A 24,842-nucleotide genomic window follows, 5' to 3' on the forward strand; every position below is an offset into this window, starting at 1 on the left:
TGGTTGGCCTACCGATGGCCCTGCTCTTTGTGGTAGGCCAAGCGCCTGGCTATTCGAGAGAAGCACGCTCGGCTGCCGAAATGCGCTTCCATGAGGCTGTCGTGTCACCGCCGGAACTTCGCGCGTTTCTTCAAGCAATGCCAAAGGGAGCAGACCTGCATTACCACCTAACCGGCGGTGCCTACGCCGAAAACCTGATAATATCAGCCGCCGCTAGAGGCGCATGCATTGACGTGAATAAACTCGCCGCCATGCCACCTCCATGTGACGCGCAGCGCGACATACAACCCATTTCGAATGCCTTGCATGATCCGGATTTGAATCGAAAGATCGTGGATGCGTGGTCCATGCGGGGCTTCGTCGCCGATGCGGGGTTCACTGGCCACGATCAGTTCTTCAAGACATTCAGTTTGTTCGGCAATGCGGTCGAACCAGGGGTGTTGGTCGCCGAGATCGCGAATCGCGCCGCAACTGAGCGGCTTATGTACATGGAGCTGATGACTTCGCTCGAGACGCAGGCGATTAAGCAAATCGCTTCCAAGGTCACGTGGAGCGACGACTTCGGCGCGATGCAGGACAAGCTTTCGAACCTCGGCATCGCGCGAATCGTCGATAGTGCAGTTAGCGACCTCGATCTGCTAGACCGGGAGCGAACACGCATTCTCAAGTGCGGTCAAAACAATCCCGAACCTGGATGCAGGGTCGAGCTACGATATTTAATGACGACAAATCGAACCGCAACGCCGGCCGAAGTTTTCGCTCAGACCGTATTCGGATTCATGCTGGCAAAGAAGGACTCGCGGGTCGTCGGTGTCAATTTCGTTGCTCCCGAGGACTTTCCCGTAGCGCTCGCAGACTATTCCCTGCACATGCGAATACTGAACTACCTCGAATCCAAAATGCCAGACGTAAGAGTTGCTTTGCATGCCGGCGAGCTGACGCTTGGGCTCGTCCCGCCCGAACACTTGCGCTCTCATATTCGAGAAGCGGTCGTGACTGGCGGTGCCCGGCGGATCGGTCATGGTGTTGATGTCATGTATGAGGATCGACCGTACGAACTATTGCGGACTCTTGCGGATCGGCACATCGCAGTGGAAATCGCCCTCACCAGCAACCGGCTCATTCTGGGCGTAGCGGGTCGGCAGCATCCGTTTCCATTCTATCGGCGGTTTAATGTCCCTCTGGTAATCGCGACCGACGACGAAGGGGTTTCCAGAACCGATATGACCAATGAGCTGGTCACCGCGGTCACATCGTACGGATTGACTTACAGCGATGTCATGTCCCTCGAACGGAACAGCTTGGAGTACTCTTTCCTGCCCGGCCGGAGCCTATGGGAAGACACGACCAAGTGGCGGCTGGCGTCCCCCTGTCGAGAGAGCCCGAAAGATCGACCGTCTTCCGCTTGCACGGCGTTCTTGCAGAGCAACAAGAAAGCTGAACTCGAATGGCGCTACGAGCGGGCACTTGAACAATTCAATTCGGACGGCAATTGGCCGTCGCGGCCTAGGATACCCGGCGGTCACGGCTCCCCAGGTGAACTCGCACCGTAACACATCGAAATCAAGGATTGGGATCGAAGAGAAGTTCAAAGTTGGGCCGACGACACGGGCGGTGGAACAACACCTCCCGATAACCTAATCGATCATATCCTTCGAACCAGAGGTTAAACAGCCCGCCATGAGTTCTGCAACTCTGCCCGCCTTCTGTTTTGGCGTTTTTGGCCATTTGGATCATGCGGGCGGGAGCCTTCGCCAGCAGTACAGGGACCGATTAGAAATTGCCTCGGCGTGCGATCAGGCTGGCTTCCGCGCTTATCATGTCGCGGAACATCATGGCACGCCACATGGCCTGGCGGCTTCACCCAACTTGTTCTGTCCGCTATGGCTCAACGCGCAAGGAAGTTAAGACTCGGACCGTTGGTGATGTTGCTGAATCTGTATCACCCCCTGCCGCTTTCGAAGAGATCTGCATGCTGGATCAGCTGAGTGGAGGCCGGCTCGATCTTGGTATTGGCCGCGGCGGCGTCCCACTTGAACTTTCGTTTTTTGGCGTTTCAGCCGCAGACGCTCAGGATCGCTACAACGAGGCAGCCGAAATTGTTATCAAAGCCAAGGAAACCGATGCGCTCGCTTACTACGGCCGCCATTTCAGCATCTCTGACGCGCCGATCACACTCTCACCCATCCGGAAGCCCTATCCGCCGCTGTAGTATGAGACGACGAAATCGGAAACGGCCCGAAGGACCGCCGAAACTTCGATTAACATCGCTTGCGTCGGAAAGAGTGGCGCGATTCGCGCAATCGCCGACGCGTACCGCGCGCACTGCATCGCGCGACCAACGCAGGATATGCCGCTGCTTGGCATGGTTCGCATTGTGGTGATTGCCGAGTCCAACGTTGAGGCACATACTCTGGCCGCTCCCGCCGATGCATGCACGCTGGTTCGAGACATTCACCTTCCTGTCACGCACTCGAAATCTACCCCTTCCGCCGAAACTGCCTAACTCGTTCGAGCAAGCTTTGGACGACGGTTTCTGCGTGGTCGAATCACCATCCACGGTGCGACAGGCGCTCAGGAGCCAAGTCGCTGAGGCTGGTGTTACATACGTCATGTGCCAACTCGCTTTCGGAGACTTACCGCTCGCGGCATCACTCCAAACGATCTCGGCCATGCGTTCGATCATCATTCCAGATTTGGCGCGACGAGCGTCAGATTTCGGACGAGACGAGCTTCATTGAAGGTGACGGCCCGCCCGGCCCGGCGCTACTGCAGGCAGTTCGCTCACTGGAAGGGCGGCGCGGTTTAGCTAGACAGTATTCCCGCCGCTGTCGCTGGTTTGCTCCGTACCAAAAGCGCACGGGTTGCCGCTGCCACATCGGGCTGACGCATCAGGCTCTCGCCGACAAGAAAACTAGACATGCCCACGCGCTCTAGCCTGGCCAGATCGTCCGATGTAAAGATACCGCTTTCCCCGACCATCAGCCGCTCCTCCGGGATAAGCGGCGCTAGCGCCTCGCTCGTCTTCAGGGTGGTCTCGAACGTACGGAGATTACGGTTGTTGACGCCGATCATCGGCGAGCGGAGCTTCAGCGCGCGTTCGAGTTCGACCTGGTCGTGGATCTCGATCAACACATCCATCTGAAGCGCGATCGCGGCGTCCTCGATATCTTTGGCGGCGGCATCATCGAGCGCGGCCATGATAATCAAGATGCAGTCGGCGCCGTGAGCTCGGGCTTCGACAACCTGATAGGTGTCGAACATGAAGTCCTTGCGCAGCACCGGCAGATCGGTCACCGCGCGCGCCGCGACCATGAAGTCGAGATGCCCCTGGAACGACGGCGTGTCGGTCAGCACCGAGAGGCACGCCGCACCCCCGGCCTCATAGGCTTTTGCCAAGGCGGGCGGATCGAAATCGGCGCGGATCAGGCCCTTCGATGGCGAAGCCTTCTTGATCTCAGCAATCAGCGCATAGCCGCCGCCGCTATGCTTTTCCTTGATCGCGCGGACGAACCCGCGCGATGGCGCCGCCGCCTTGGCGCGTGCCTCAATGTCCACGAGTGGACAAGCACGCTTGGAGGCGGCGATCTCCTCGCGCTTATAGGCTTCGATCTTCTTCAAGATGTCTGACATCATCGACCTTTTAGTGGACTACTCGTCGCTCAATAATCTGCATCGCTTCAACGTAACGGTACAAGTCAAACGTCATCGACGCTTACTCACTTCCTCTTTATCAAGAATTCGTTCTGGTGCGCATGCGCGCTTGTCGATCGCGCTCGCGCCGTATCAGCAATGCGCGCGCCGGCATGAGAACCCGCTGCAATGACCGGGGTGACAAGCTCCATCTCGCGTTCGCATGAGCTCGTTCATTTGCAGTATCGCAAGCGGGGCTTTCGCATCATTAGCATCGTCGATGACGCGACCAAGGATTGCCTAGCGCTATTCCTGGTACGCCGACCTCCGGGCCTTGCGGCGCCGGCGAACTGACGACGATCGTCGCAGATGTGGCGAGGACGCGATGATCGTGTCGGACTATGGCGCCGAAATCACAGCATTGCGCTCCCTGTACGATAATGGAAGTCCACCGGTCCCCGCACGACCTTTAAGGCTCTGAGGCTGGACAGGCCGGCTTGGTTTTGCCGATTCTCACCGTGATTCAATGAACTACGCCGGCGAGGCAACCGCCAAGCGCGGTTAGCTCGACTCACAGATCGCACGACATCCTCCGAATGCTGAAAAGACGGACCGGATCTCTTCGGCCACGCAGGATGTGTGAGCCTTCGTCGCGAAACGCGGCGGCGAGTTCCACGCTATCTTCCGCAGACAAAGCATCCATGAATTCGCCGGTTACGAGCACAGAAGTCTCCAGTATCCGGCAATGGGCTTCAACCCGACTAGCGACATTCACTGTGTCGCCGATCAGGGTGAGTTCCAGCTTTTTCTCATTGCCAACGTCCCCATGTATGACTTCGCCGTAATGGATACCGACGGCGATACGAAGCGACTGATCTTTTGCGTCAATGCGGCCGTTCCAAGAATCGACAGATTTGAGAAGCTCGATCGCGCACTCCGCAGCATTGGTGGCGTCGCGCAGGCTCGCCAATGGCAGGCCGAAAACGGCCATCAACCCATCACCTAGGAATTTGTCGATCGAACCCTGATGGGAGAACACCACGTCACTGAACATACGCAAGTGGTGTCGCAGCGTTTGGACGACGACATCCGGCGGCCTGCTGGATGAGAAGTCAGTGAACCCGACAATGTCAACAAACAGTACTGCCGCACGCTGACAACGCGTAAACGAAAACGGGGTCTGAGCCTTGATGAGCTGCTCAGCGATGCTTGGCGAAAAGAAGCGCGCCAAGTTCGTACGTTCGCGCTCTACTTTCTTGACGCGTTGGTTAGCGGAGATTCTATGGAGCACGAGCATTGTCGTGACCAACAGGGCGATTAGGCTGACACCGGATCGCAATGCCGCGGTCCCATTTGCGACGAGGCCGTGCGTAAGAATATAGCTGATGATGGTAAGCAGTGCGCAGACAATGCCGACCACGACGGTACCTCCGCGATGGAGTTCCTGGGCAACTATCAACACAACGACAGTATACAGCGAGGCAACCGCGAACTGCAGGGACGACAAGGTATCGACTAGAAAGATGCCGATCGCGAGTGCGGCCGCAGGAGCCAGGTATCTGAACCTTTCTATGTGCATTGTGCGCTCATTGCCCCGCGGTGCCGGTAGTCTGTAGATGCATCGCCTCACCGAAGGCGCCGGGACCAGATTGAGCGTGGCGTAACGCGACGTCGACGTAGGTCGCGATCAAACACCCCGCCTACCGCTGGTGTACTCTGCTCCAACGAGGCTTTCCGGCTAGCGTAGGCGGGCGACCGGCGTGTATTTTCGCTTGAGCCATTTGCATCGTCAGAACCAGCACCTGTCGATGATGCGGCGCCTGATCCGGAGATTGATCGGACTAGGCTTTGGTTGTGGCCTTGCAAGGCTGGCAAGGGAAATCACCTCTCGCCATCGAGTCAATAGACGATCGTTATCACCCGCTTCGTCGTTGATGACCTGAGCGAGGGGCGCCAAAGGTTACGGCGCGCCTCGACGTATTCATGCGGGCGCGGGCGCCACCTGCGGGAGCGTTAGGTCGTACATACCCCAGTGGGAGGTTTCGACCGACCAGTCGCGAAGGCGCGCGACCTTAACGAAAGCGTCCAGCGCCGGCGAGTAGCGGCGCCCCTGCACAGCCAGCAGCCGCACCTCCCGCGAAACCAGGTCGCCGTCGAGCGGAATGGTCTTGAGCGTCGGAAGACGCGGCATGTGCTCGGGTGCGAGCATCACACCAAATCCGGCGGCGGCCATGTGTTGCAGGTGCAAGTCGTGACCGCTGCAATGGCCGAGTTGGGGCGGTTTCTCGGGGAAATAAGATTGCTGGATCTTCGGGGCGACGTCGCATCCGGCGCGTTTAAGCAAGACGGTCTCGCGGAGGTCGTCGATGCCGATCGAAGGACGATTAGCGAGCTTGTGCGTCGGCGCGAGAAGCGCGACGTAGCGCTCCTCGAACAGCGACCAGTCGTCGATGCGGGCTGGCACGTCCTGCACATCCCCGACCATTGCGGCGCTGATCTCGCCTTCAAGCAAGAGGTCGACGAGCTCCTCCGCCGTTCCCTCGCGCAACTCGACGTGAAGTCCCGGAACGCATTTTGCGATCTCCGCGATCGGATCGAGAACGAGCGACGCCGAGATGGATGGAGCAAGGCCGATCCTCAGTGGCGCGACCTCCTTGCGCCGGAACTCCTGGGCTCGGCGACGCACCGCCTCTGCAGAGGCCAGAGTGCGCTCCAACATCGGAAGGACTTCTTTTCCCAGGTCAGTGAGCTGCGTCAGCTGGCGTTCACGGTAGATCAATTGGCCGCCGAGCTCCTGCTCGAGCTTCTGCACTCCTTTGGTCAGGGCTGGCTGCGTGACATTGCAATGCTCGGCTGCGCGGGTGAAGTTGAGGCTGGACGCGACCGCGAGGAAGTAGCGAACTTGATGAAGCTCCATGGATTGTTAGTTCTCCCTCAAGGTGCGGCTGTCAATACTGACGAGCGTTCGCATTCCACAACGTGACGGCGCGCGTCGATAGCATCGGCCGCAGATGCATCTAACGTGCACGCTGGAACAGTCCGCCCATAATTTGGACGCACGGACACACTTTCTGGCATCCTGGATAGTACGGCCAGTGGGCGAGGGAGCGATCTCGAACGGTCTGCGCGCGCGCGTTCTCGTTAACTGGGACATCGGCGAGGTCGAGCCGCTCGCCGTCTTTCCGGCACTCGCAGCTGCGACGCCATCCGCGCGTCCGTTCGTCGACCTGCTTGCTTCAAGTACCGTTGGGATCTTTCGTTGTGGGTCGCAGCTACGGTCCGAGTGTCCTCCGGGACCGGTTGACACGGCGCTTGTTGACCCGCGTGTCCCGCCATCGCAAGTGAATCCGGGCTTATTGCCGGCTTCCGCAATTTCGGCGCCGACCACGAAAGGCTCCTGCTCTTCATGCAGCCTCGGAGCACCATCGATCTGGAACGAGTGAATCATCCGCCCTGCACGTCGAACAGCGTCCGTTTCAAATCTCGCGCGACGACGCCGGCGCGCATCGGCTCGACGACGATGGCTATAGTGTCAGCTGAACAGTGTCTCGTTAAATCTCGTGAATCGGTGTCAATGTGCGATTGTGGTTCGCGCAATTTTTCGGGAGGTGATGCGTCGCCTGTGGCCGAGTGGGGCCGACTTGACACCAACTGTCATCGTCAAGGGACATTTCTAGGTATCTTCGCGCGGCGAAGCACAAGAGCGCGGATCTACTGGTTATATTCGGCGGCTCATAGAACCCCGGCAGATCCACCGTGGAGATGCTATCGTCCACGCCCTATTGAACTGTTGTGATGTGATGTAAAGGCAGTTGGCGCGGCCTGAATGTAGCTTGCACACGGCACACGGATTCGTCGTGGCGGACCTCGTCGGCGTATTCCATCACGCGGTTTACATCTGCTTTTCTTAGGAATACATCGGAGTTCGAGCACCGCGGAGGTCGGCGTCTCTTACCTTTTTGGGCGGCAACTCCTCCGCCGGGGTGGTGGCCTCTGCGCGCTTCTGATCGTCGTACGCTGATAGCGCCGCAATGTGCTAGGTGATCTGGGCTGGAGGCAAATCATCTGAAAAGTGAGGTACCTGCGTTGCAGTCGGGAGCAGACGATGACGCCGAAGTGCTCGAGTTCGGTCCGTTTCGCCTGATCGCCGCTGAGAGGTTGTTGATGAAAAATGGCGAGCCGCTGGCGGTGGGCGGCCGTGCTCTCGACATCCTGATCGCTCTGGTCGAGCGCGCTGGCGAAGTGGTGAGTCATAAGGAACTGGTCAAGCGGGCTTGGCCGGATGTTGTCGTCGAGGGATCCGGTCTTCGGGTCCATATCGCGGGGCTCCGCAAGGTGCTCGGTGATGGTCGGGGCGGCGCCCGCTATATCACCAACATCGCGGGCCGAGGCTATTGCTTTGTTGCGCCGATCAAGAGTGCTGTACCGCCGCAGCCTTCCGCTGGAGCCTCGATTGAGCGTGTCAAACTCCTGACGCTCCCGCCGCGCTTGCAACGGATGATTGGCCGTGACGAAACCGTCGGAATCCTGCGCTCGGAGCTTACGTCGAGGAGGTTCGTCAGCATTGTTGGACCTGGCGGTGTCGGCAAGACCACTGTCGCGGTCGCCGTCGCGCATGCGATGGCAACCGATTTCCGAAACGCGGTCTACCTCATCGATCTCAGTGCGCTCCGGGATGGTGCACTTATTGTTTCCTCGGTAGCGTCAGCCGCGGGGTGTCTCGATCAGACGCAGGATTCGCTGCCACGTCTCTTGGCATTTCTTGCCGACAAGAAGGCCCTGCTAGTTCTCGATAGCTGCGAGCACGTGGTTGAACCGGTCGCTACGTTCGCCGAAAGTCTTTTTCGCGGCACGCGGTTTGTACACATCCTCGCAACCACCCGCGAAGCCCTACGGGTCGAGGGTGAGAACATCTATCCCCTGCCGCCCCTCGACAGTCCATCCGACGAGACTACTCTGACGGCGGCCGGGGCTCTCGCCTCGCCCGCTGCGCAGCTTTTCATGGACCGCGCCGCCGCCGGGGGATATCGGCACAAACTCAGCGACGAGGAAGCGCCCGTCATAGCCAGCATTTGCCGTCAGCTGGACGGTATGCCTTTAGCTATAGAACTGACGGCGAGCAGGACCAGCGCTTACGGCATTAAAGGCCTAGCACAGCTGATTGGCGAGCGCCTGATGCTGCTTTGGCCGGGGCGGCGTGGCGCGACGCGACACCAAACGCTGCTGGCCATGCTCGACTGGAGCTATGATCTCCTTTCCGAGCAAGAGCAAACCGTCCTATGTACGTTGTCCATCTTCGTCGGCGCATTCTCGATAGAAATGGCGCAAGCTATCGCGTTCGAGCTCGATCGCGGCGAGTTTCATATCGAGCATTTCATTACCGGCCTGGTCGAGAAATCACTGATCTCCGTCTCGCGGACGGAGGGCGCATGGTCATACCGGCTTCTTGACATGACGCGAGCCTACGCCGCGATTAAATTGAAAAGATGGGGAACGGAGAATGCGGTGGCGAGACGGCACGCTCTCTATTTCGCTGAGCGTCTCGAAGGCATTCGAGCCAACATATCGATGAACCGCGACCTCACCGCCTACTCGCGGCAGATCGGCAATATCAAGGCGGCCCTCGAATGGAGCTTCTCAACATCAGGCGACCGCACCGTCGGAGTTGCGTTGGGCGCCGGTGCTGTGCCGTTGTTTCTCGGCATGTCGATGCTCATCGAGTGCCGGCGTTGGTCTCTGCAAACGATCGAAGCGCTGAACGACGAAGATCGCGGAACAAGGCTTGAGCTCGCGCTGCAACTTTCGTTTGCGATATCCTCGACTTATGTTCACGGCAATAGCAATGAGGTGGAGACGGCCCTCCAACGCGGACTCTGTCTTGCGGAATCCTTAGGAGATACCGACTCTCAATTGGAATTTCTGGCCGGTCTGAATCTGTACCGGGCTCGGCTCGCCGATTTTCGCGGCTCGTTGGCCGCGGCGGAACGCTATGCGTCGTTAGCAAGGAAGTTTGGCGGGCCACGAGAGACCGTGATGGCGGAGTGGATGCTTGGCGCGAGTTATCACCTCGTAGGAAAGCAAAGCGCCGCACAGCAGAGCTACGAGAGCGGTTTTGCGCGCGCCGTGGATTCTGGACTAAGCGAGGTGCACTCCTTCGGATACAATCACTATGTAAGAGCTTTAATCGGCTACTCCCGAACATTGTGGGATCGGGGTCTCCCTGATCAGGCCGCTCAATTCGGACATAAGGCAATCGAGTTCGCTGGAAGGCAGGGACATCCGGTCACGCTCTGCATTTCCCTTCTTTATACCACCCAGGTATTCCTATGGCGGGGCGACCAGCAAGTGGCAGAAGAGCTCATAGAGCGGCTTATCGCTTATTCGGCAACGTACTCACTCACGCCTTATCACGCTGGCGGCCTCGGTTTGCGAGGCGAGCTTATGTTCACGAGGGGCGAAACGCAGCGCGGCATCGACGCCTTGCGCGGTGCGCTCTCGACCCTGCGAAGCGAGCGACAATACATACTCTCATCCGCATTTTCTCGCGCGTTGGCGGAAGCCCTGGCTAGAACCGGACAGGTGGTCGAAGCAACGAGCATCATCGATGCGACTGTCGTTGACGCCATGCGCGGCATCGGAACATTTGAACTGCCCGACATACTACGGGCCCGGGCGGCGGTACTCATGGCGACATCGACGACGAATTCGCTGGCGGCCGAGGCTTCGCTCAAGGATTCGCTGGAATGCGCTCGGCAGCAAACTGCCCTCGGGTGGGAACTTCGATCGGCTCTGGCATTGAGCCGGTTGTGGGCAAACCAAGGACGCGTCGACGAAGCGCGGGCCATTCTTTCTGAGGTCTATGAACGATTTACGGAAGGGTTTGGGACGGCTGATCTCATCATGGCAAAAAACCAGCTCGATGAGTTCGCTACTCGGGCCTCACATCCCTGATCCGGTTAAACTTGTCGGTTTCGCGCGCGTTCAGGGGATATCGGCCGGGGTCTTCACACTTTCTCACATCAAAAAACTCGCAAGCGGCCGGCTATACCGCCAGTGTGCGGCGTAATCCCACTCACCCCTCGGAGCGACGTTATGTTACCCCGCCCCTCGTCCCCGTTTAACCGGGAGGCCGCAGCAGCAAAAGTCCGGTCCGTGGAGGATAGTTGGAATAGCCGCGATCCGGCTCGGGTAGCGCTCGGATATTCAATCGACAGCAACTGGCGAATCCGCACCGAGTTTCTGTCAGGACGGGCCGCGATCGAGGAGTTCCTGGGGCGCAAATGGGCACGGGAACTCGACTACCGCGTCGTGACCGAACTCTGGGCGTTCACCGGCGATCGGATTGCTGGCAGGTTCGCGTCCGAATACCGCGACAACAATGGCCAATGGTTCAGAACGTACGGAAATGGGTGCTGGGAGTTCGATCAGAACGGACTAATTCGGCGATGCATAGAGAGTATCGACAAGCATCCGATTGATCAGGTCGACCGCATCTTTCTATGGCCTCTCGGACGTAGGCCGGAGGACCACCCCGAACTCAGCGATTTTGACCTCTAGTGCTCGGCTACGTGAGCGGGGACCGATCAGTTCGCCGGGCGCAAAACCTACCACGACGGCATGGTCAACTCTTGTTCGGATCGCAGCGAGATTGATCCGCATGCCCCCCTCGATGGGCACGCAGTTCGTCGCGGGCGTACCAATAGGCAGAAAGCGTGCGCGACCACTGATTGCAATGGCGGGTATATACATCGAGGAATCCACGGTCGCCTTCAGCGTCGTTGTCGCCGAGCTTGGCCTGCGTGAGCTGGTAGTCGCCGTTGGCTGGCCGCACTGCTTGCGATGCACGCAGGCCACCACCACGGGCGCCATGATGCCGAGCGCTGCCGCCTGGCGGCGCGGCGCGTCTCGGGAAACTCGACTGGACCCATGAATGGCTGACTGGGCGGACGCAGAGTCGAGCTCGCGGCCTTCCCAGGGGCATTGTCAGGCGCGCATTGTCTCGCCGCCCTTTGCATCCGGGTAGTACTGAGGCGCCTCGCGACGGTCGTATTTGCCGTAGTCGCGTACGATCCGCACTCTTCGGATCCTCACTTTGTCATTCGGTGCGGATGTGTCCTCGAAGGCCTGCGCCGCAGCGGCATCCTTCCAGGATATGAGCAGAATCAGGTCGCCGGGCGTTAGCTCCGCGTCAAAGATGTCCCAGGACGTGCTGTCGGCCGCCCACGGATTCAGGCCGAGCCACTCGGCGCAGTCGTACGGGTTGGTGGTCTGCTTCCACTCCGCGGGGCGCGTGCCGTTGATCAGCGTGACCGTCGTTCCCTCCCCGACTTCGGTCTCCTCGAGCCGCTGTTCAGTGAGGGCATACCCCTCGGGAATCTGATCGTCGGCAGTGATCTGGCCGACGCGGAGGTGATAGTCTGAGAAGATTTCGTCGCGGCCCTTCTGCTGAGCCTCGTGATGACGCATGCGGGTGCGCCAGCGGACGAGCGACTTCTCGTCCCGCCAATTCGAAAGCGAAAGGATCCAGCCGTCGCGGATTAGGCTTTTGTAGCGGATATTGTCGACGAAGCCCTCGACCTGCTCCACCTCGGGGCGCAGCATCTTGGCGGTGTCGAGGTAGTCATCCCAGTTCTCCTTGTTGGGGAGGACTTCGAAAATCACTGAAAACATGGTGGCATCCCGCTTCTAGAGTTCGGCAACGAAATCGAAACTCGATCCCGATGCCGCCGCTATGCGCCCGCCTTCACGGCAGGAGTCCTCCCAACCCACGACATCGATCTTCTTGGACAGCATCCGCGTCGCTCCCGCTTCGTTCACCCTTGCGTAATCCTTGAATTCAGCGAGATAGTAATCGTGGTGGCCACAGCAACAATCTGGCGTTTGCGAAGATCAAAGCGAGAGGGATCATCTCTCAAGCGCCATAGCGTTCCGTCTTGATCGCCTCGGCTTCCAGTCCTAAGGCGAGCGCGGCGTCCGCGGCGATGTCGACGAAGGCGTTCGAACCGCACACGAAGGCGCAGGCGGGTGACACAGTTAGCCGCCTCGCGACGTCAGCGACCATCCCACTATCGACCCGCCGGCTGAAGTCGGTGCGACGCGTTGCCGGCTCGCGTGTCAGGGTCATGGCGAATACGAAATCGGGAAGCGACCTCTCGAGCTCCAGGAGCTCGTCCCTGAACAGCACGTAATCCCAGGTCCTGGAGGATAGCAACAGCGCGACAGGCACCGGCTCACCGCGGGCCTTCCGATACCGGATCATCGCCATGAGCGGCACGACGCCGGACCCGGCACCGATCAAGAGCACTGGTTTGTTGGAAGGCCCGGGCCAGAGAAAGTGTCCGCCAAGCGGCCCCCGAAGCTCAATCGTGTCGCCTACCTGGGCGACGTCGTGAAAGAACGGCGAGACCTCACCGTCCCAGAGGCGCTCGATCGCCAGCTCGATCACATTGGAATCGCTCGGGGCCGAGGCGATCGAGTAGCTGCGCATGGCAGTGTAGCCGTTGGGCGCAGTCAGCCGCACGTCAACGTGCTGTCCGGCTGTAGAGTCGAACGTTTCGGAGAGGCGAAGAAAGAAGCTCTTGATAGCAGGCGTTCTCGTCGCGATCTCGACAATCACACAGCTCTGCCATCGCACGGCCGCGGCAATCGCTTCAGTCATTCGTGTATCGCTGCTCATTCCACGGATCGCCGCGCATGTGGTATCCGCGCAGCTCCCAGAAGCCGGCCTCGTCGCGCTCCGTAAACTGAAGCCCATTCACCCACTTCGCCGACTTCCAGAAGTAGAGATGCGGCACGAGTAGGCGTGCCGGCCCCCCGTGATCGCGCGGCAGCGGTTGCCCTTCATACTTGAGCGCGACCATCGCCTTTCCCGTTGCGAGGTCGGCGAGCGCCACGTTGGTGGAGTATCCATCGTAACAATGTGCGAGGGCAAACGGAGTGGGTGCGGTAAGGCCAGCGTCGGCGAGGATGTCATCGACGGCCACGCCCTCCCAGGCGGTGTTAAGCTTCGACCACGAGGTCACGCAATGGATGTCTCGCGTCATTTTGGCTCGTGGGAGCGCGTTAAACTCTGACCAGCTCCACGCTTTGACCGGACGAGGTCCGACCTTCAGCGTGAAAGTCCAGTCCGCGTGCTCGATTCGCGGCGTGGGGCCGGCCGTAAGCACCGGGAAATTGTCGACGAGGTGCTGTCCCGGCGGGATCCGGTCCGATGGTTCTGATCCGGATTGACGACCTGTGAAACCGCGAGTGACCATAGCGAATTCTCTCCGTCGGCGATGAAACGGCCTACGTTCCGCACAACACGCTGAGCTGCTGTGTGCCGAATGAGCAAGGTTCTGGCATAGTATGGAGTTCCGCGCGACGAATGGGAAATGACTCCACGCCATGAAGTCGATAGCTGCACGTTATAATGGCCATCAGAATGCTGAGAGGCGATCGTTCGACCTCGGTGCGCTCCCGGCACGGAAGCCCGGGAGCAGCGCGAAGGCTGTCAAGACGAGTGTTTCGAATGCTCGGTCATGCTTTTTGGACCTCTGGAGCGGTGGAGTTGCATATACTTACCGGCGGGGCCGCTATAGCGGACGTCCTTCCGTAAGATTGCGAGCCTCAGCCCGATACGCTACCGCTTTGAGAGACCGTCGGCCTTAATCCGCCGGCGCCGGAACATCCGGCTCAAATGCTAGTGCGCAGCAGACCTCCAAGAGGATCCGAAAGTCCGTACTACGTGTCCACGATTTCGAAGCCAGGATTTCTTATTTGACGGGCGATTCGCGTGGGCCTCAATACCGGGCTCAGGACGGAAATCGCACGCAACGTCAGTTCAAAACGCCATGTTATTTTGCGGCCACTCCTTGGCGAGACCGAGGCGTAACTCTCCGATTCCCCCGATTGATGTAGGAAAAGCGGAATGGAACAGTCCTCCCAAGTCGGCGACAGGATCACCGAAAAATCAAGTCCGCCGGATGAGAACACTGTCCGCGACTGGATCGGGCCGAAGAGGTTTGTACATTGGGCCGAGCTGCGGAATTGGATAGAAGTCTACTACCCCGGTGTTTTCGCTCCGGATTGGCTCTATGGCGGCAAGAAGCGTGGATGGTCGCTGCGGTATAAGAAATCCAAGGCATTCTGCACCCTCCTGCCTGAATACAGGCAGTTTTCGGTCCTGGTGGTCTTAGGAAGAGCGGAGCGAGAGAAGTTTGAGGAGCGGCGTTACGGCTGGCGTTCGCATCTGGTCAAACTCTACGATGAGGCCAAGACATACCCTGACGGGAAATGGCTGACAGCTCCCATCTCATCCGCAGCTGATCGACGTGATGTGACGCAGCTTTTGACTATGAAGCGCCCTCCACCGTCCCGCAGTTGAATCTCAACTGACCAGAATAGACAACGAACAAAGGCCTCCCTCGTTTGGCGGTCGTTAGACCACCGATATCGTCGACGACATTCTTTACCTTGGGCCTCGAGGGGGCGGCAGACCGACCGGTCCCACCTTGGCCCAGGGCCGAGGACGCGATTGAACGGTTCGCCGCCGACGTGCTGATGCGGCTCGCATCCGTTGCCAGTAGATGCCGTGGCCCTCTACGAATGGCAATCGAGAGGGCGATCTGGACATGAGTTACCGATCGCTCATGTGCTGATTCCGTAAACGACGGAATGTCCCGGAGTGGCAAGGCTGCAGTGTCCGGCGCCGTCGGCTCTGAGGCAAATAGCAGACGTCAATGGTTCAACTTTCGCCTTTATTATCCCGCCTATACCAATGGCCGAGCAGGAGAATGAGCAATCCGGCCAGCAGCATCGGGATCCCAGCAACATAGAGAATTTGCTGCGCGCTGAGGTGATAAGCGAGCAAAGCCCCAATCAGCAGCGGGCCGCCAATGCCGCCAAGTCTGCCGATTCCGAGAGCCCAGCCCACACCGGTGGATCTGATCGCGGTCGGATAGAAAATCGCCGCCAATGCGATCACGCTCTTTTGTCCGCCACTGATGCAGAAGCCGGCACAGAAAGCGGTCGCCACCATTATCCAGTTCGGTTTGTCGATCGTATAGCCGAACAAGATAACAAACAGGACGCCGGATAGATAAACCGTCGCCAGGGAGCCGTAGGGTCCGATGCGGTCCATCGCCGGTCCGACCGCGAATGCGGCGATGATACCGCCGACGGTCGTCATGCTCGTGGCAAGCGTGACCGTGTTGAGAGAATGGCCGGCATTCGTCAGCATCGATGGGAGCCAGCTTTGTAGCGCGTAGAATTCGGCCAGATTGAGCATGAACACGATCCAGATCACCAGCGTTCCGGCGGTGCGCCCGGACGAGAACAGACTTCCGACAGCACTGCGCCGCTCAGCGGCCTCGGTGATGAACTGCGTCGGCCCTTGCTCGGGCAACGCGCCGTCAACGCGACGCACCACACGCCAGACCGCCTCTGGTTGCGCCTTTGTGCGAATCAGAAAGTCCATCGACTCCGGCAGAAACATCAGCGCCAGCATCGCGACGACCATGGGCGCGGCGCCGCCGATCCATAGCATCGATCGCCAGCCATATTCAGGGATCGCCCAAGCTGCGACGGCGCCCGCTGCGACGAAGCCCAGCGAAAAACCGGCATAAATCGCCAGGACGAATGTCGCGCGCAGCCGCGCGGGACTGAACTCGGTCGTCAATGCGATGGCGCTGGGAACCACCGAGCCGAGCGCAATGCCGGTTAAGAAGCGCAAGGCAATCAATTCGGTGACGTTGGTAGCGTGACCTGTCACGAACGTCAGCAGGGCGAAAGCAAACGTGGAGATGATCACGAGCTTGCGATGGCCGAAGCGGTCAGAAAACGGCGAGACGAGCAGATAGCCCACCATCAATCCAGTCAGGGCCGACGAAAAGATCGGTCCGAGAAGCTGCTTGGTGAGCCCCCACTCCTTTGCGATTGAAGGGGCCATATAGCTGATGGCCTGCGTATCGAAGCCGTCGAGGAACATGACGAGACCGCACAGCAGAACGATGCCATACTGCGTGATGCCGGTAGGGCGGGAATTAATGAAGGATGGGACGTCAAACGCAACCTCGGTACTCATTTCCTCACCTTTTGCTGGCCAGATTATTTTGGCTCGATTTGTTATTTGAGTTGGCGATAGTGGAGCGATCGCATCGCGCCGCAGCCACGAAGAAGGTACGTAAATGGTCAGACTGCGATTTGCAGGACCTAAGCCTGGTTTGGGTCGGAAGATCCACTTGGCACGAACGCATCGGCGTAGAAGCGGTCCCTGTGCACACCACCGCGCGCCAGGAATTCATTGCGCGCGGCCTCGATCATCATAGGATTGCCGCAAGCATAGACATGCCGGTCTGACAGATCGGGAAGATCCTCAAGCACCGCAGCGTGCACTAGACCACGACGTCCCCTCCAGTTCGCGTCGGGCTCGGATAACACCGGAACGAACGTGAACCACGAATAGCGCCTTTCCCATTTCTCGCAGGTCTCCGCGAGATAAAGATCGGCCCCGCTGCGTCCGCCCCAATAGAAGCGCACCTCGCGATTGAGCCTCCGCCGGATCATGTCATCAAGGATCGATCTCAAGGGCGCAAAGCCGGTACCGGTTGCGACGAACACGTAACGCGCTTGGTCGTCTTCCCGCAGACGAAAATCGCCGAACGGCACCTCGATCTCGAGCTTGTCGTCGAGCCGTAGGGACGCCAGCACTTTTTCGGAGAACGCGCCGCCAGGCACGTGCCGAATGTGCAACTGCACTCCGTCGCTCTCTTGCGGCGCATTGGCCATTGAAAAGCTGCGCTCGTCGCCATCAGGCGTACGAATGCGCAGATACTGCCCGGCCTTGAACTTGGCGCGAATGCTGGCCGGGAAGCGCAATTGCAGGATGGCTACATCATGCGCCGGGCGCGATATGCGGAAGACCCGCGCCTGAATTTTCTTCCGCGCCAACGGATCGTGGCGCTGGACCCGTCGCGGCCGGATCGTGAGATCGCTCTTGGCGGTGGCCGTGCAGAACAGGACCTTGCCGGTTGGGCCTGTCATTTCCTTCGAGCGCTGCTTGACGTCGCCCTTGCTCAAAAACCCTTCGCAGGAGGCACATACGCCCTTCCTGCAGGAGTAGGGCATCGTGTAGCCAGCGCGCTCCGCCGCGACGAGGATGGTCTCGTCGTCGTTGCAGGTGAAGCTGATATCGGCGTCTTCGATCGCGATTGTGTGTGTCATGCCGTTTCCTTGAATTGGTTGGCACCTGCGACGAGCTGAATGCAACGCAGGACGGGCGTCGGATCTGCAATGCCTTTGCCTGCAATGTCGAAGGCACTGCCGTGGCCGACGCTTGAAAACATCAGACCGGCACCGATCGTCATCGCGGCCGAATTCCGGCCGGCCAGCAGCTTGATCGGGATATGTCCCTGATCGTGATACATCGCCACGAATGCATCGAAGCCTTGATGACCAAGCATCAGGTCAGCGCCCACCGGCCCCTCGATCTTGACGCCTTCCGCCTTCAGCCGTTCGATCAGCGGCTTGACGATACGGTCGTCATCATCACCAAAAAGACCGCCTTCGCCCGCGTGGGGGTTGATGCCAAAAACGCCAAGCCGCGGATGCGGAATGCCGAGATTTCGCAAGGCGTTGATCGTTGTGCGGATGGCACGCTCGATCAACGTTGGCGTGATCCGATTGATGGCGTCGAAAAGCCGCTCGTGCAAGGTCACGTGAACGATGCGCAAGCCAGCGCCGACCAGCATAAGGAACACCTCATCCTCCGGCACCTTCTTCAGCCGCGCCAACAGGCTGGGATAGCCGGTAAACTTGATGCCGGCGGAGTTCACGTTGGTCTCGGAATGCGGACACGCCACGACGCTGTGGGCGCGCCCGATGGTCATGAGGTCGAGCGCCGCCTCGACATAAGCGACGGTCGCACGGCCACCCTCCGCGCATCCCAGTCCCGGCTGGAAGGCTTTGGCTTCCAAAGCCTTAACGGGATGATAAAGCAGCGCCCGCTTGTCAGTGGATTTCCCACCTTGCGTCAGCGGCCGGCCCGGCGCGAATTTGTCCGTATAGAAAGAAATGACGTGCTCATCGCCAACCAAGATCGGACGCGATTCGGGCTGTGCCTCCGCGCACAGCACCGCGGCCTTTACGGCGATTTCTGGGCCGATGCCGTTGGGATCGCCGATGGTCAGCGCGACGGCTTTCGGCGTCATAACGGGAGCGCCAGCAGCGTGTCGATCCGCGAACTGTCACACACCACCGTGCGCTCGCGTAGCTGCGCTGTATCGTTCGCGATCTCATAGACATCAAAATAGCGGCCGGTGGCATAAATCGACGTATCGCCGTCCTGCAGGATGCGCGCCACCATGAAGGGCGTTTCGCTCTTCACTATCGCGCCTTCCTCCGAGAGGATCGATGGCAGGCCAAGGATATGGCGATAGCTTTGCCGCTCGTAGATGTTGGCTTCGCGTAGAGCGGAGACGCGATCGGTCAGCATGCCGCGCGTGTTGGCGAACACGATGCCCGCCTCGAGCCCGTCGCGATAGTTCGATGCGGTGGTAATTTTGTACAAGCACGGACCGTGGAACAGTCCCGGCCAATCCTCGAGACGATCATCGTCGATGCAGCGGGCGTAATCGGCCAGCGCCTTCGTGATATATTGCAGAGAGTTGCCACTCATGGTCCAGTCCTCAGATTCCCATGTTGGCGCGATACGCCTTCCAGAAACCACGTACCGACGCCTCGGTCACCCGGCTCTCGCTCCCCTTGGCATCGGTGCCCCCCATTTCGAGGACGGCATAATCGTCGCTTGCGCCGGCAATGCCGCGCTGCACGAAGCCACCGACACAACCGTCTTCCATCGAGATGTACCCGGCCGGGCCAACTAGGTTGCCCTGCTTGATGCGCGTCAGGCGCTGTTCGGGCGTGTCGTCGGCGAAGCCGAGATAGGTCCAGTTTAGATCGGTTCTGTCGACCGCGCGCGGCACTATCTGGCGCACCGCGATGGCATTCTGGATCTGCTGCAGCACGAAGGTCGGAAACACTGATAGTATCTGCAGCGTGCAGCCGTCGTGATATTCGTCGAAGCTCTCCAGCAAGGTCGGATCGGCGAGCTTGTACTCGCTCTCGGAGCGCAATTGCTGCTTGGCGTAGTCGACGTCCTTGTCCGCCTCACGATCGATCGCTGAATAGCTGACGTGATGCCCGCCACTCTCATCAACGATGATGCCGCCTTTCATCGACAGCCGGTTCAATTCGAACGTCGTGAAGAAGAGATGCAGGATACTGGCGTGATAGGAATCCTTGACGTTCTCCATGTAGAGCTTCCAATTGTTCGGAAGCACTTGAGTGAACCGTCCGAGCACCACGGGTGTGCGACCGCCGAGCACGCGCTCGATGCGGTTCATGATCTCCTCGCCGAGGTATTCCTCGATCGATGGCACGTCTTCGGAGAATGAGCCGAAGATCAGGCCGTCAATGATCGCGATGCGGAGCTTGCGCGGACCGTGCTGCGCCATCCTGAACGTATCGGGCATGCCGCCCTTGCCCTTGATACCATCCTTGAAAGCGACGCCTGTCAGGTTGCCCTGCGGGTCATAATTCCAGGCGTGATACACGCAGCTGAAATCCTTGCGATGCTTGCCGCGGTTTTCCAGGCAGATCAGCGCGCCGCGATGGGCGCAGCGGTTTTCGAACGCGTAGATTTCATTATCGGTGTCACGGGTGACGATCACCGGCGTGTCGCCGATGTGCGTGGTGAGAAAATCGCCGGGCTCCGCCAACTCAATTTCCAGCGCGAGGTAATGCCAATTCGGCCCTTGGAAGATCTTGCGCTGCTCCTCCGCGTAAACCGATTGATTCTGAAACACCCAATATGGAACGCGTGTGAGCCCCTCCGGCCAGTTGACCGGATTCGCTGGTTCCGGCGGCAAAACGATCTTGTTCATCGGCGCTCCTCACGCTTGACATCGCGTTCGATTTGTTCGAATATCGAACAACTGATTATATTTCGAACACTTTGATCTGCTCTAAACGGGCTGTCAAGGCGGAGCTTGGCTATGACGATCGCGGAAGCCAAAGAGAAACGTGAAGGAATGGCGGGGCTCGCAAAAGGCCTCGCGATCATCGAGGCTTTCTCGGTTCACCCGATGATGAGTGTCGCCGACGCCGCGCGCGCATCAGGCGCCACACGCGCAGCAGCGCGTCGATGCCTTCTCACCCTGGTCGAGTTGAATTACCTGGAACTGTCGGGACGAGATTTCCGCCCACTGCCTCGCCTGCGTCGGCTGGGCGGCATGATGTCCGGGCGCGACAAACTTGTGCAAATCGCGCAGCCGCTCCTGGAGCGCGCCCGCGACGAAGTCGCGGAGTCGGTTTCGCTGGCAGTGCTAGACGACGATCAAGCGCTCTTCGTCGCGCGCGCGGAAGCCGAGCACTACGTCCAGACCGGCGTTCGCGTCGGTGCCTATTTGCCGCTCTATTGCTCGGCGACGGGCCGCATTCTGCTCAGTAGCGACACCGATGATGACATCACGCGACGCCTGAGCCGGCATCCGTTGACTGCCCGCTCGCCGCGGACACTGACCACCATCCCGGACATTCTGTCTGCGATTCGGGCTGCCGCGAAGAACGGCTATGCCATCAGCGACGAGGAACTGGCGCCAGGAATCAGATCGATGGCCGTCCCGGTGTTTGTCGCCCACGGCGACATCGCTGCCGCGGTCAGCGTGAGTGCGGCTTCGGCCCGAGTCAAAGTCAGCGATCTGCGAAAACGTCTGCTGCCTGTGCTGCTTAACTGTGCAAACCAGATCGCACAACCGCTGAAAGAGCTGTGCTAGAGCAATTCAGCCCGTCATTCGTCCAGCGACGGATACGTGACCGATCCCGCGAACCCTTGGTCCATGTGGTCCTGATAATCGTCTGGACCAACGTCGGCCCGGCCGCACTGATCGTTTATTGCACCCGGCTGTGAACGGCGACGTCCCGCAGGATCGCGCATTGATTGATCATAAGCATCGGCCGCACCTCAACAAACGTCAAAGTGCGAGCACTTGCTTATCGCGACATTGCCGGAAGAACAATCGGATCACGTCGATCTCTTGCCCTTCTCCGCCGAGCGCTCGCGATTGCTTTCGCGTCCGCGTTCTCGACGGCGATGTGAGCGTGACGTTTGTCTTCGCTTTCGTTCTTTCTGACCACACGCGAGTAGCCGAGCCAACCGCCAGGAGTTCCCGGCGATATCCGCGCTCTTGCGAAAGCGGAATCCTTGCAGACGACGAGGCGTTGTTGTCGCCTCACCACCGCAGCGATGCGCTAGCTGATCTGAAGCCGGGAGACCGTTAGACGCACCGGGCCGGCGCGTGGAATCAAACGTCTGGCGCGGTCGCGTGCGGCCGGAACCCGGGCGCGAGCGGCCGCACGGTCGCGAACGCCGCGCCCCGCCGTCCCCTCCCCTAAGGGAACGTCAGGCCGAAAGCGGCCGGATCGGGCTGCTCGCCTTTCCGGGGGACAAAGAAGCGCTCCAGCCCACCTGGCACGAAGCTGAGCAGCAGGGTCGCCTGGTCGCCGACCACTTCGATTGTATGCGGCACACCGCGGGGAAGAGCCGCGTAAGCGCCCGGCCCCACCTCGACGCGGGTATCGCCGACCCGCGCGATTAGCTGCCCCTGCACCACGTAGAGCAGCTCGTCCTCCCGCGAGTGCGTGTGCAGCGGCGGCTCCTCCCCGGCCCGCACCGTGTACAGGACAGCGCCATATTCGCCTCCGGTCTGGCTGCTCTCCACTTTCATCTCGACGCTCGAGCCCCCGCTTGAGGTCACCGTCTCGCCGCCGCGGGGCGGCGTGAGAACCGGCTGCTTTACTGACATTTGTAGCCTCCTGATTGTGGACCCTTTTCGGGGGTCGGTGTGACGGGAAAGGTTGCCGCTCACGCTGGTCAACATGGAATTGCGCGCCGCGAATTGGAAATGACGTCACGCCATGAACTCGGTAGCCGCGCGTTATGACGGCCGCAGGCACGTGAACATCGCTTCGCAGTTGCCAAGAGTTCCGCTCGGGCGTGTGTTCGCAGACGGAACACCACACTCCCTCCGCAGCGGTGCCAAACGTCTCTCAGCTACTCCCGATAACGTCGGCTATCGACTCCATGGCGAGAGGTGATTTTCCTTTAGACCGGCATAGACTCAATCTTCGAGCTGTAGTCGCTCTCCCTTTGCGGCACTCGTTTCTGGGACGCGCCTCCTCCGCCAACATAGGCTCGTTTGCGGGCGAAGTCGGCGTTCCGTGGCGTGATCGACAGCCCTCCACTGGAGGATGTCGTCGTGCTCGCGGACAGCGCCGACATCGCGCTTGGAGCACAGCGCACATTCGGCGCGAGGGTGCCAACCTGCGAGCCGTGCAGCTCCTTCTGGGGCACACCAAGATGGAGAGTACTGTTCGGTACCTGGGAATTGAAGTCGACGATGCGCTCGCAATAGCAGAGCAAGTCGACGTCTGAACTGCGGGGCGGAGCTGACATGCTCTGCCCTACGTTTTATGCCCGCTCGGGGCCAAAACAGGACAAACTCGCAGCATCACGAAACAGAGATTCGGATTGCTCGCGTCCAATCGGCGCCATATCTCCGATGGATCGCGAAGGGTCCGAAGATGGAACGTGCAGCACTTGTCGCAGGAGCAACTGGCATAGTGGGCAATAGTCTTGGCCGACATCTCCTGGAGCGCGGGTGGTCAGTGTACGGGCTTGCACGCAGGCCAGGAATTGATCTCCCCGGTATGTTGCCGATCGCCGCTGATCTGTTGGATCCGGTGTCCCTCGGATCGGCGCTGCGCGATCTGCGTCCCACGCATGTTTTCATCACCACGTGGCTTGGACAGAAAACAGAGAGGGAGAATATCCTGATCAACTCTGCGATGGTGCGTAACTTGCTGGATGCATTGTCATTTGCCGCGTCGGTCAGGCACGTCGCACTCGTAACTGGCCTCAAGCACTATCTCGGGCCGTTCGAATCCTATGGTCAAAGTAGCTTGATTGCCACGCCGTTTCGAGAGGACCAGCCTCGCCTCGATACCGAGAATTTCTATTATGCCCAGGAAGATGAGGTGTTCGCGGCAGCGAAACGAGACGGCTTCAGCTGGAGCATTCACCGGCCACATACGATCATAGGCTATGCCGTCGGGAATGCCATGAACATGGGCACAACGCTCGCTGCGTATGCTACGATCTGCCGCGAAATCGGACGGCCTTTTCTGTTTCCAGGCTCTGCAACTCAGTGGAACGCACTAACCGATATGACGGACGCCAGACTGTTGGCCAGACATCTGGAATGGGCGGCCATGACAGATGCTGCCCGCAATCAGGCTTTCAATGTTGTCAACGGGGACGTGTTCCGTTGGAAGTGGATGTGGGGGCGCTTGGCGGGTTGGTTCGGACTGCAGCCAGCACCGTTTCCGAATGAGCCCAATCCGCTTGAGCGACAGATGAGCGACGCCCGCCCGATCTGGTCCGACATCGCCCGGAAGCATCATTTGGCAGAACCGGATCTCAACCGGCTTGTGTCTGCGTGGCACACGGATGGGGACCTCGGTCGACCGATCGAGGTTGTCACCGACATGGGCAAGAGTCGTCGGCTGGGGTTCCTCGACTATCAGTCGACGGACGAAAGTTTCTTCGACCTGTTCACGGCTCTGCGAGAGAAGCGAATCATACCGTGAGCGAGGCGGTGTCATTCGGCGCGCTGATTGACCCCTTATCGGCGCTGAAGGTTGACCCCGGCGAGTAATGACGAAGCCCTTGGACAGTCGCCGAAAAATACATCGTGAGTGGGGTCAATGTTGGAAGCCGATGGGGGCGCATTGCCTCACCCAGAATGTTACTGGACAACTTCTCGCCGATGATTGGGTCGATGCCATCGAATTGGTTCGGTGGCGTCTATGGCGGGAAAGATCAGCATGGGCGCGCGGCGCGAGGTGGTGTCGGCGGTAACTGAGCGTTACCGGTCGGCCAAACGAGCGGAGAAGGGACGGATCCTCGACGAGCTGTGCGCGACGACGGGCTGGCATCGCAAGCATGCGGTGCGGGCGCTCCGGCGACGCGAGACGGTTGGACCGGGCGAGGTCGAGGCAACAAGAAAGCGAAGACGCAGATATGGCGCGACGATCAAGGACGCGCTGACGGCGTTGTGGGAGGCGTCGGATCGGGTGTGCGGCAAGCGGCTCAAAGTGATGATCCCGACCTT

20 protein-coding genes and 2 pseudogenes are annotated in these 24,842 nt (G+C 59.6%); 10 read left to right on the forward strand and 12 right to left on the reverse strand.

What is annotated here, in order from left to right; translation table 11 throughout:
• Positions 1-14 precede the first annotated feature (14 nt).
• Together EDE08_RS33040 and EDE08_RS39555 are read left to right on the forward strand one after the other, a co-directional pair.
• A complete protein-coding gene (locus tag EDE08_RS33040) occupies positions 15-1,553 on the forward strand; it encodes an amidohydrolase family protein (RefSeq protein ID WP_165936309.1) in 1,539 nt (512 codons plus the stop codon).
• Positions 1,554-1,972: 419 nt separating this feature from the next.
• On the forward strand, positions 1,973-2,212 hold the full coding sequence (locus EDE08_RS39555; RefSeq protein ID WP_349627708.1) for an LLM class flavin-dependent oxidoreductase: 240 nt from the start codon (positions 1,973-1,975) through the stop codon (positions 2,210-2,212).
• Between the two features lie 593 nt (positions 2,213-2,805).
• On the opposite strand, the gene trpC is transcribed toward EDE08_RS39555, so the two are convergent.
• On the reverse strand, positions 2,806-3,633 hold the full coding sequence (trpC, locus tag EDE08_RS33050) for an indole-3-glycerol phosphate synthase TrpC (RefSeq protein ID WP_131873554.1): 828 nt from the start codon (positions 3,631-3,633) through the stop codon (positions 2,806-2,808).
• On the opposite strand from trpC, the gene EDE08_RS33055 reads away from it, so the two are divergent.
• A complete protein-coding gene (locus EDE08_RS33055; protein ID WP_131873366.1) occupies positions 3,623-3,826 on the forward strand; it encodes a hypothetical protein in 204 nt (67 codons plus the stop codon). The two genes, trpC and EDE08_RS33055, sit on opposite strands and share 11 nt — an antisense overlap.
• 378 nt (positions 3,827-4,204) lie before the next feature.
• Here EDE08_RS33055 and EDE08_RS33060 read toward each other — a convergent pair whose 3' ends face one another.
• Positions 4,205-5,212, reverse strand: a complete 1,008-nt coding sequence (locus EDE08_RS33060; RefSeq protein ID WP_131873364.1) for an adenylate/guanylate cyclase domain-containing protein — start codon at positions 5,210-5,212, stop codon at positions 4,205-4,207.
• Between the two features lie 402 nt (positions 5,213-5,614).
• Complete coding sequence (locus EDE08_RS33065) at positions 5,615-6,550, reverse strand: LysR family transcriptional regulator (protein WP_131873362.1); 936 nt, start codon at positions 6,548-6,550, stop codon at positions 5,615-5,617.
• Between the two features lie 1,169 nt (positions 6,551-7,719).
• On the opposite strand from EDE08_RS33065, the gene EDE08_RS33070 reads away from it, so the two are divergent.
• Together EDE08_RS33070 and EDE08_RS33075 are read left to right on the forward strand one after the other, a co-directional pair.
• A complete protein-coding gene (locus EDE08_RS33070; RefSeq protein WP_131873360.1) occupies positions 7,720-10,584 on the forward strand; it encodes an ATP-binding protein in 2,865 nt (954 codons plus the stop codon).
• A gap of 141 nt (positions 10,585-10,725) precedes the next feature.
• Positions 10,726-11,190 (forward strand): DUF1348 family protein, encoded by a 465-nt coding sequence (locus tag EDE08_RS33075; protein ID WP_131873358.1) that lies wholly within the window; start codon positions 10,726-10,728, stop codon positions 11,188-11,190.
• A 426-nt stretch (positions 11,191-11,616) separates the two neighbouring features.
• Here EDE08_RS33075 and EDE08_RS33080 read toward each other — a convergent pair whose 3' ends face one another.
• The 3 genes from EDE08_RS33080 to EDE08_RS33090 all read right to left on the reverse strand — a co-directional run bounded on the left by EDE08_RS33080 (position 11,617) and on the right by EDE08_RS33090 (position 13,889).
• On the reverse strand, positions 11,617-12,303 hold the full coding sequence (locus EDE08_RS33080) for an antibiotic biosynthesis monooxygenase family protein (RefSeq protein ID WP_131873356.1): 687 nt from the start codon (positions 12,301-12,303) through the stop codon (positions 11,617-11,619).
• A 241-nt stretch (positions 12,304-12,544) separates the two neighbouring features.
• Positions 12,545-13,291, reverse strand: a complete 747-nt coding sequence (locus EDE08_RS33085; RefSeq protein ID WP_207913160.1) for a ferredoxin reductase — start codon at positions 13,289-13,291, stop codon at positions 12,545-12,547.
• Positions 13,284-13,889 carry a sulfite oxidase-like oxidoreductase gene (locus EDE08_RS33090; protein ID WP_131873354.1) on the reverse strand — a complete coding sequence of 202 codons (606 nt, stop codon included), beginning with the start codon at positions 13,887-13,889 and terminating at the stop codon, positions 13,284-13,286. Before EDE08_RS33090 ends, EDE08_RS33085 begins: the two co-directional genes overlap by 8 nt.
• Positions 13,890-14,542: 653 nt before the next feature.
• On the opposite strand from EDE08_RS33090, the gene EDE08_RS33095 reads away from it, so the two are divergent.
• Positions 14,543-14,998, forward strand: coding sequence for a DUF3788 domain-containing protein (locus tag EDE08_RS33095; protein WP_131873352.1), 456 nt, complete (start codon positions 14,543-14,545; stop codon positions 14,996-14,998).
• 360 nt (positions 14,999-15,358) lie between these two features.
• Here the strand turns inward: EDE08_RS33095 and EDE08_RS33100 are convergent, their stop codons facing one another.
• The 5 genes from EDE08_RS33100 to EDE08_RS33120 form a co-directional block, all read right to left on the reverse strand.
• Positions 15,359-16,696, reverse strand: a complete 1,338-nt coding sequence (locus EDE08_RS33100; RefSeq protein ID WP_131873350.1) for an MFS transporter — start codon at positions 16,694-16,696, stop codon at positions 15,359-15,361.
• Positions 16,697-16,824: 128 nt separating this feature from the next.
• Positions 16,825-17,835, reverse strand: coding sequence for a 2Fe-2S iron-sulfur cluster-binding protein (locus tag EDE08_RS33105; protein WP_131873552.1), 1,011 nt, complete (start codon positions 17,833-17,835; stop codon positions 16,825-16,827).
• Complete coding sequence (locus tag EDE08_RS33110) at positions 17,832-18,821, reverse strand: PdxA family dehydrogenase (RefSeq protein ID WP_131873348.1); 990 nt, start codon at positions 18,819-18,821, stop codon at positions 17,832-17,834. Before EDE08_RS33110 ends, EDE08_RS33105 begins: the two co-directional genes overlap by 4 nt.
• Positions 18,818-19,288, reverse strand: coding sequence for an aromatic-ring-hydroxylating dioxygenase subunit beta (locus EDE08_RS33115; protein ID WP_131873346.1), 471 nt, complete (start codon positions 19,286-19,288; stop codon positions 18,818-18,820). Before EDE08_RS33115 ends, EDE08_RS33110 begins: the two co-directional genes overlap by 4 nt.
• A gap of 10 nt (positions 19,289-19,298) precedes the next feature.
• Positions 19,299-20,555, reverse strand: a complete 1,257-nt coding sequence (locus tag EDE08_RS33120; RefSeq protein WP_131873344.1) for an aromatic ring-hydroxylating dioxygenase subunit alpha — start codon at positions 20,553-20,555, stop codon at positions 19,299-19,301.
• Positions 20,556-20,666: 111 nt separating this feature from the next.
• On the opposite strand from EDE08_RS33120, the gene EDE08_RS33125 reads away from it, so the two are divergent.
• A complete protein-coding gene (locus EDE08_RS33125) occupies positions 20,667-21,446 on the forward strand; it encodes an IclR family transcriptional regulator domain-containing protein (protein ID WP_207913162.1) in 780 nt (259 codons plus the stop codon).
• A 615-nt stretch (positions 21,447-22,061) separates the two neighbouring features.
• Here the strand turns inward: EDE08_RS33125 and EDE08_RS33130 are convergent.
• Positions 22,062-22,475, reverse strand: a complete 414-nt coding sequence (locus tag EDE08_RS33130; RefSeq protein ID WP_131873342.1) for a cupin domain-containing protein — start codon at positions 22,473-22,475, stop codon at positions 22,062-22,064.
• Positions 22,476-22,987: 512 nt separating this feature from the next.
• On the opposite strand from EDE08_RS33130, the pseudogene EDE08_RS39285 reads away from it, so the two are divergent.
• The 3 genes and pseudogenes from EDE08_RS39285 to EDE08_RS33145 form a co-directional block, all read left to right on the forward strand.
• Positions 22,988-23,104: pseudogene (locus EDE08_RS39285) on the forward strand (tyrosine-type recombinase/integrase); the annotation flags it as partial.
• A 149-nt stretch (positions 23,105-23,253) separates the two neighbouring features.
• Entirely contained in the window at positions 23,254-24,318 is a 1,065-nt protein-coding gene (locus EDE08_RS33140; RefSeq protein WP_131873337.1) for an SDR family oxidoreductase, read from the forward strand.
• 219 nt (positions 24,319-24,537) lie between these two features.
• Positions 24,538-24,842: pseudogene (locus EDE08_RS33145) on the forward strand (hypothetical protein); the annotation flags it as partial.

It is taken from the genome of Bradyrhizobium sp. R2.2-H (assembly GCF_004346455.1).
Classification (GTDB): Bacteria; Pseudomonadota; Alphaproteobacteria; order Rhizobiales; family Xanthobacteraceae; genus Bradyrhizobium; species Bradyrhizobium diversitatis.

Excerpts from the sequence above, each read along its gene's own strand:
- EDE08_RS33040 (WP_165936309.1), top strand. The coding sequence starts at position 15 with ATGGCCCTGCTCTTTGTGGTAGGCCAAGCGCCTGGCTATTCGAGAGAA.
- EDE08_RS33085 (WP_207913160.1), bottom strand. The coding sequence starts at position 13,291 with ATGACTGAAGCGATTGCCGCGGCCGTGCGATGGCAGAGCTGTGTGATT.
- EDE08_RS33105 (WP_131873552.1), bottom strand. The coding sequence starts at position 17,835 with ATGACACACACAATCGCGATCGAAGACGCCGATATCAGCTTCACCTGC.
- EDE08_RS33115 (WP_131873346.1), bottom strand. The coding sequence starts at position 19,288 with ATGAGTGGCAACTCTCTGCAATATATCACGAAGGCGCTGGCCGATTAC.
- EDE08_RS33110 (WP_131873348.1), bottom strand. The coding sequence starts at position 18,821 with ATGACGCCGAAAGCCGTCGCGCTGACCATCGGCGATCCCAACGGCATC.
- EDE08_RS33095 (WP_131873352.1), top strand. The coding sequence starts at position 14,543 with ATGGAACAGTCCTCCCAAGTCGGCGACAGGATCACCGAAAAATCAAGT.
- EDE08_RS33080 (WP_131873356.1), bottom strand. The coding sequence starts at position 12,303 with ATGTTTTCAGTGATTTTCGAAGTCCTCCCCAACAAGGAGAACTGGGAT.
- EDE08_RS33130 (WP_131873342.1), bottom strand. The coding sequence starts at position 22,475 with ATGTCAGTAAAGCAGCCGGTTCTCACGCCGCCCCGCGGCGGCGAGACG.
- EDE08_RS33055 (WP_131873366.1), top strand. The coding sequence starts at position 3,623 with ATGTCTGACATCATCGACCTTTTAGTGGACTACTCGTCGCTCAATAAT.
- EDE08_RS33120 (WP_131873344.1), bottom strand. The coding sequence starts at position 20,555 with ATGAACAAGATCGTTTTGCCGCCGGAACCAGCGAATCCGGTCAACTGG.
- EDE08_RS33140 (WP_131873337.1), top strand. The coding sequence starts at position 23,254 with ATGGAACGTGCAGCACTTGTCGCAGGAGCAACTGGCATAGTGGGCAAT.
- EDE08_RS33125 (WP_207913162.1), top strand. The coding sequence starts at position 20,667 with ATGACGATCGCGGAAGCCAAAGAGAAACGTGAAGGAATGGCGGGGCTC.
- EDE08_RS39555 (WP_349627708.1), top strand. The coding sequence starts at position 1,973 with ATGCTGGATCAGCTGAGTGGAGGCCGGCTCGATCTTGGTATTGGCCGC.
- EDE08_RS33065 (WP_131873362.1), bottom strand. The coding sequence starts at position 6,550 with ATGGAGCTTCATCAAGTTCGCTACTTCCTCGCGGTCGCGTCCAGCCTC.
- EDE08_RS33060 (WP_131873364.1), bottom strand. The coding sequence starts at position 5,212 with ATGCACATAGAAAGGTTCAGATACCTGGCTCCTGCGGCCGCACTCGCG.
- EDE08_RS33100 (WP_131873350.1), bottom strand. The coding sequence starts at position 16,696 with ATGAGTACCGAGGTTGCGTTTGACGTCCCATCCTTCATTAATTCCCGC.
- EDE08_RS33090 (WP_131873354.1), bottom strand. The coding sequence starts at position 13,889 with ATGGTCACTCGCGGTTTCACAGGTCGTCAATCCGGATCAGAACCATCG.
- EDE08_RS33075 (WP_131873358.1), top strand. The coding sequence starts at position 10,726 with ATGTTACCCCGCCCCTCGTCCCCGTTTAACCGGGAGGCCGCAGCAGCA.
- trpC (WP_131873554.1), bottom strand. The coding sequence starts at position 3,633 with ATGTCAGACATCTTGAAGAAGATCGAAGCCTATAAGCGCGAGGAGATC.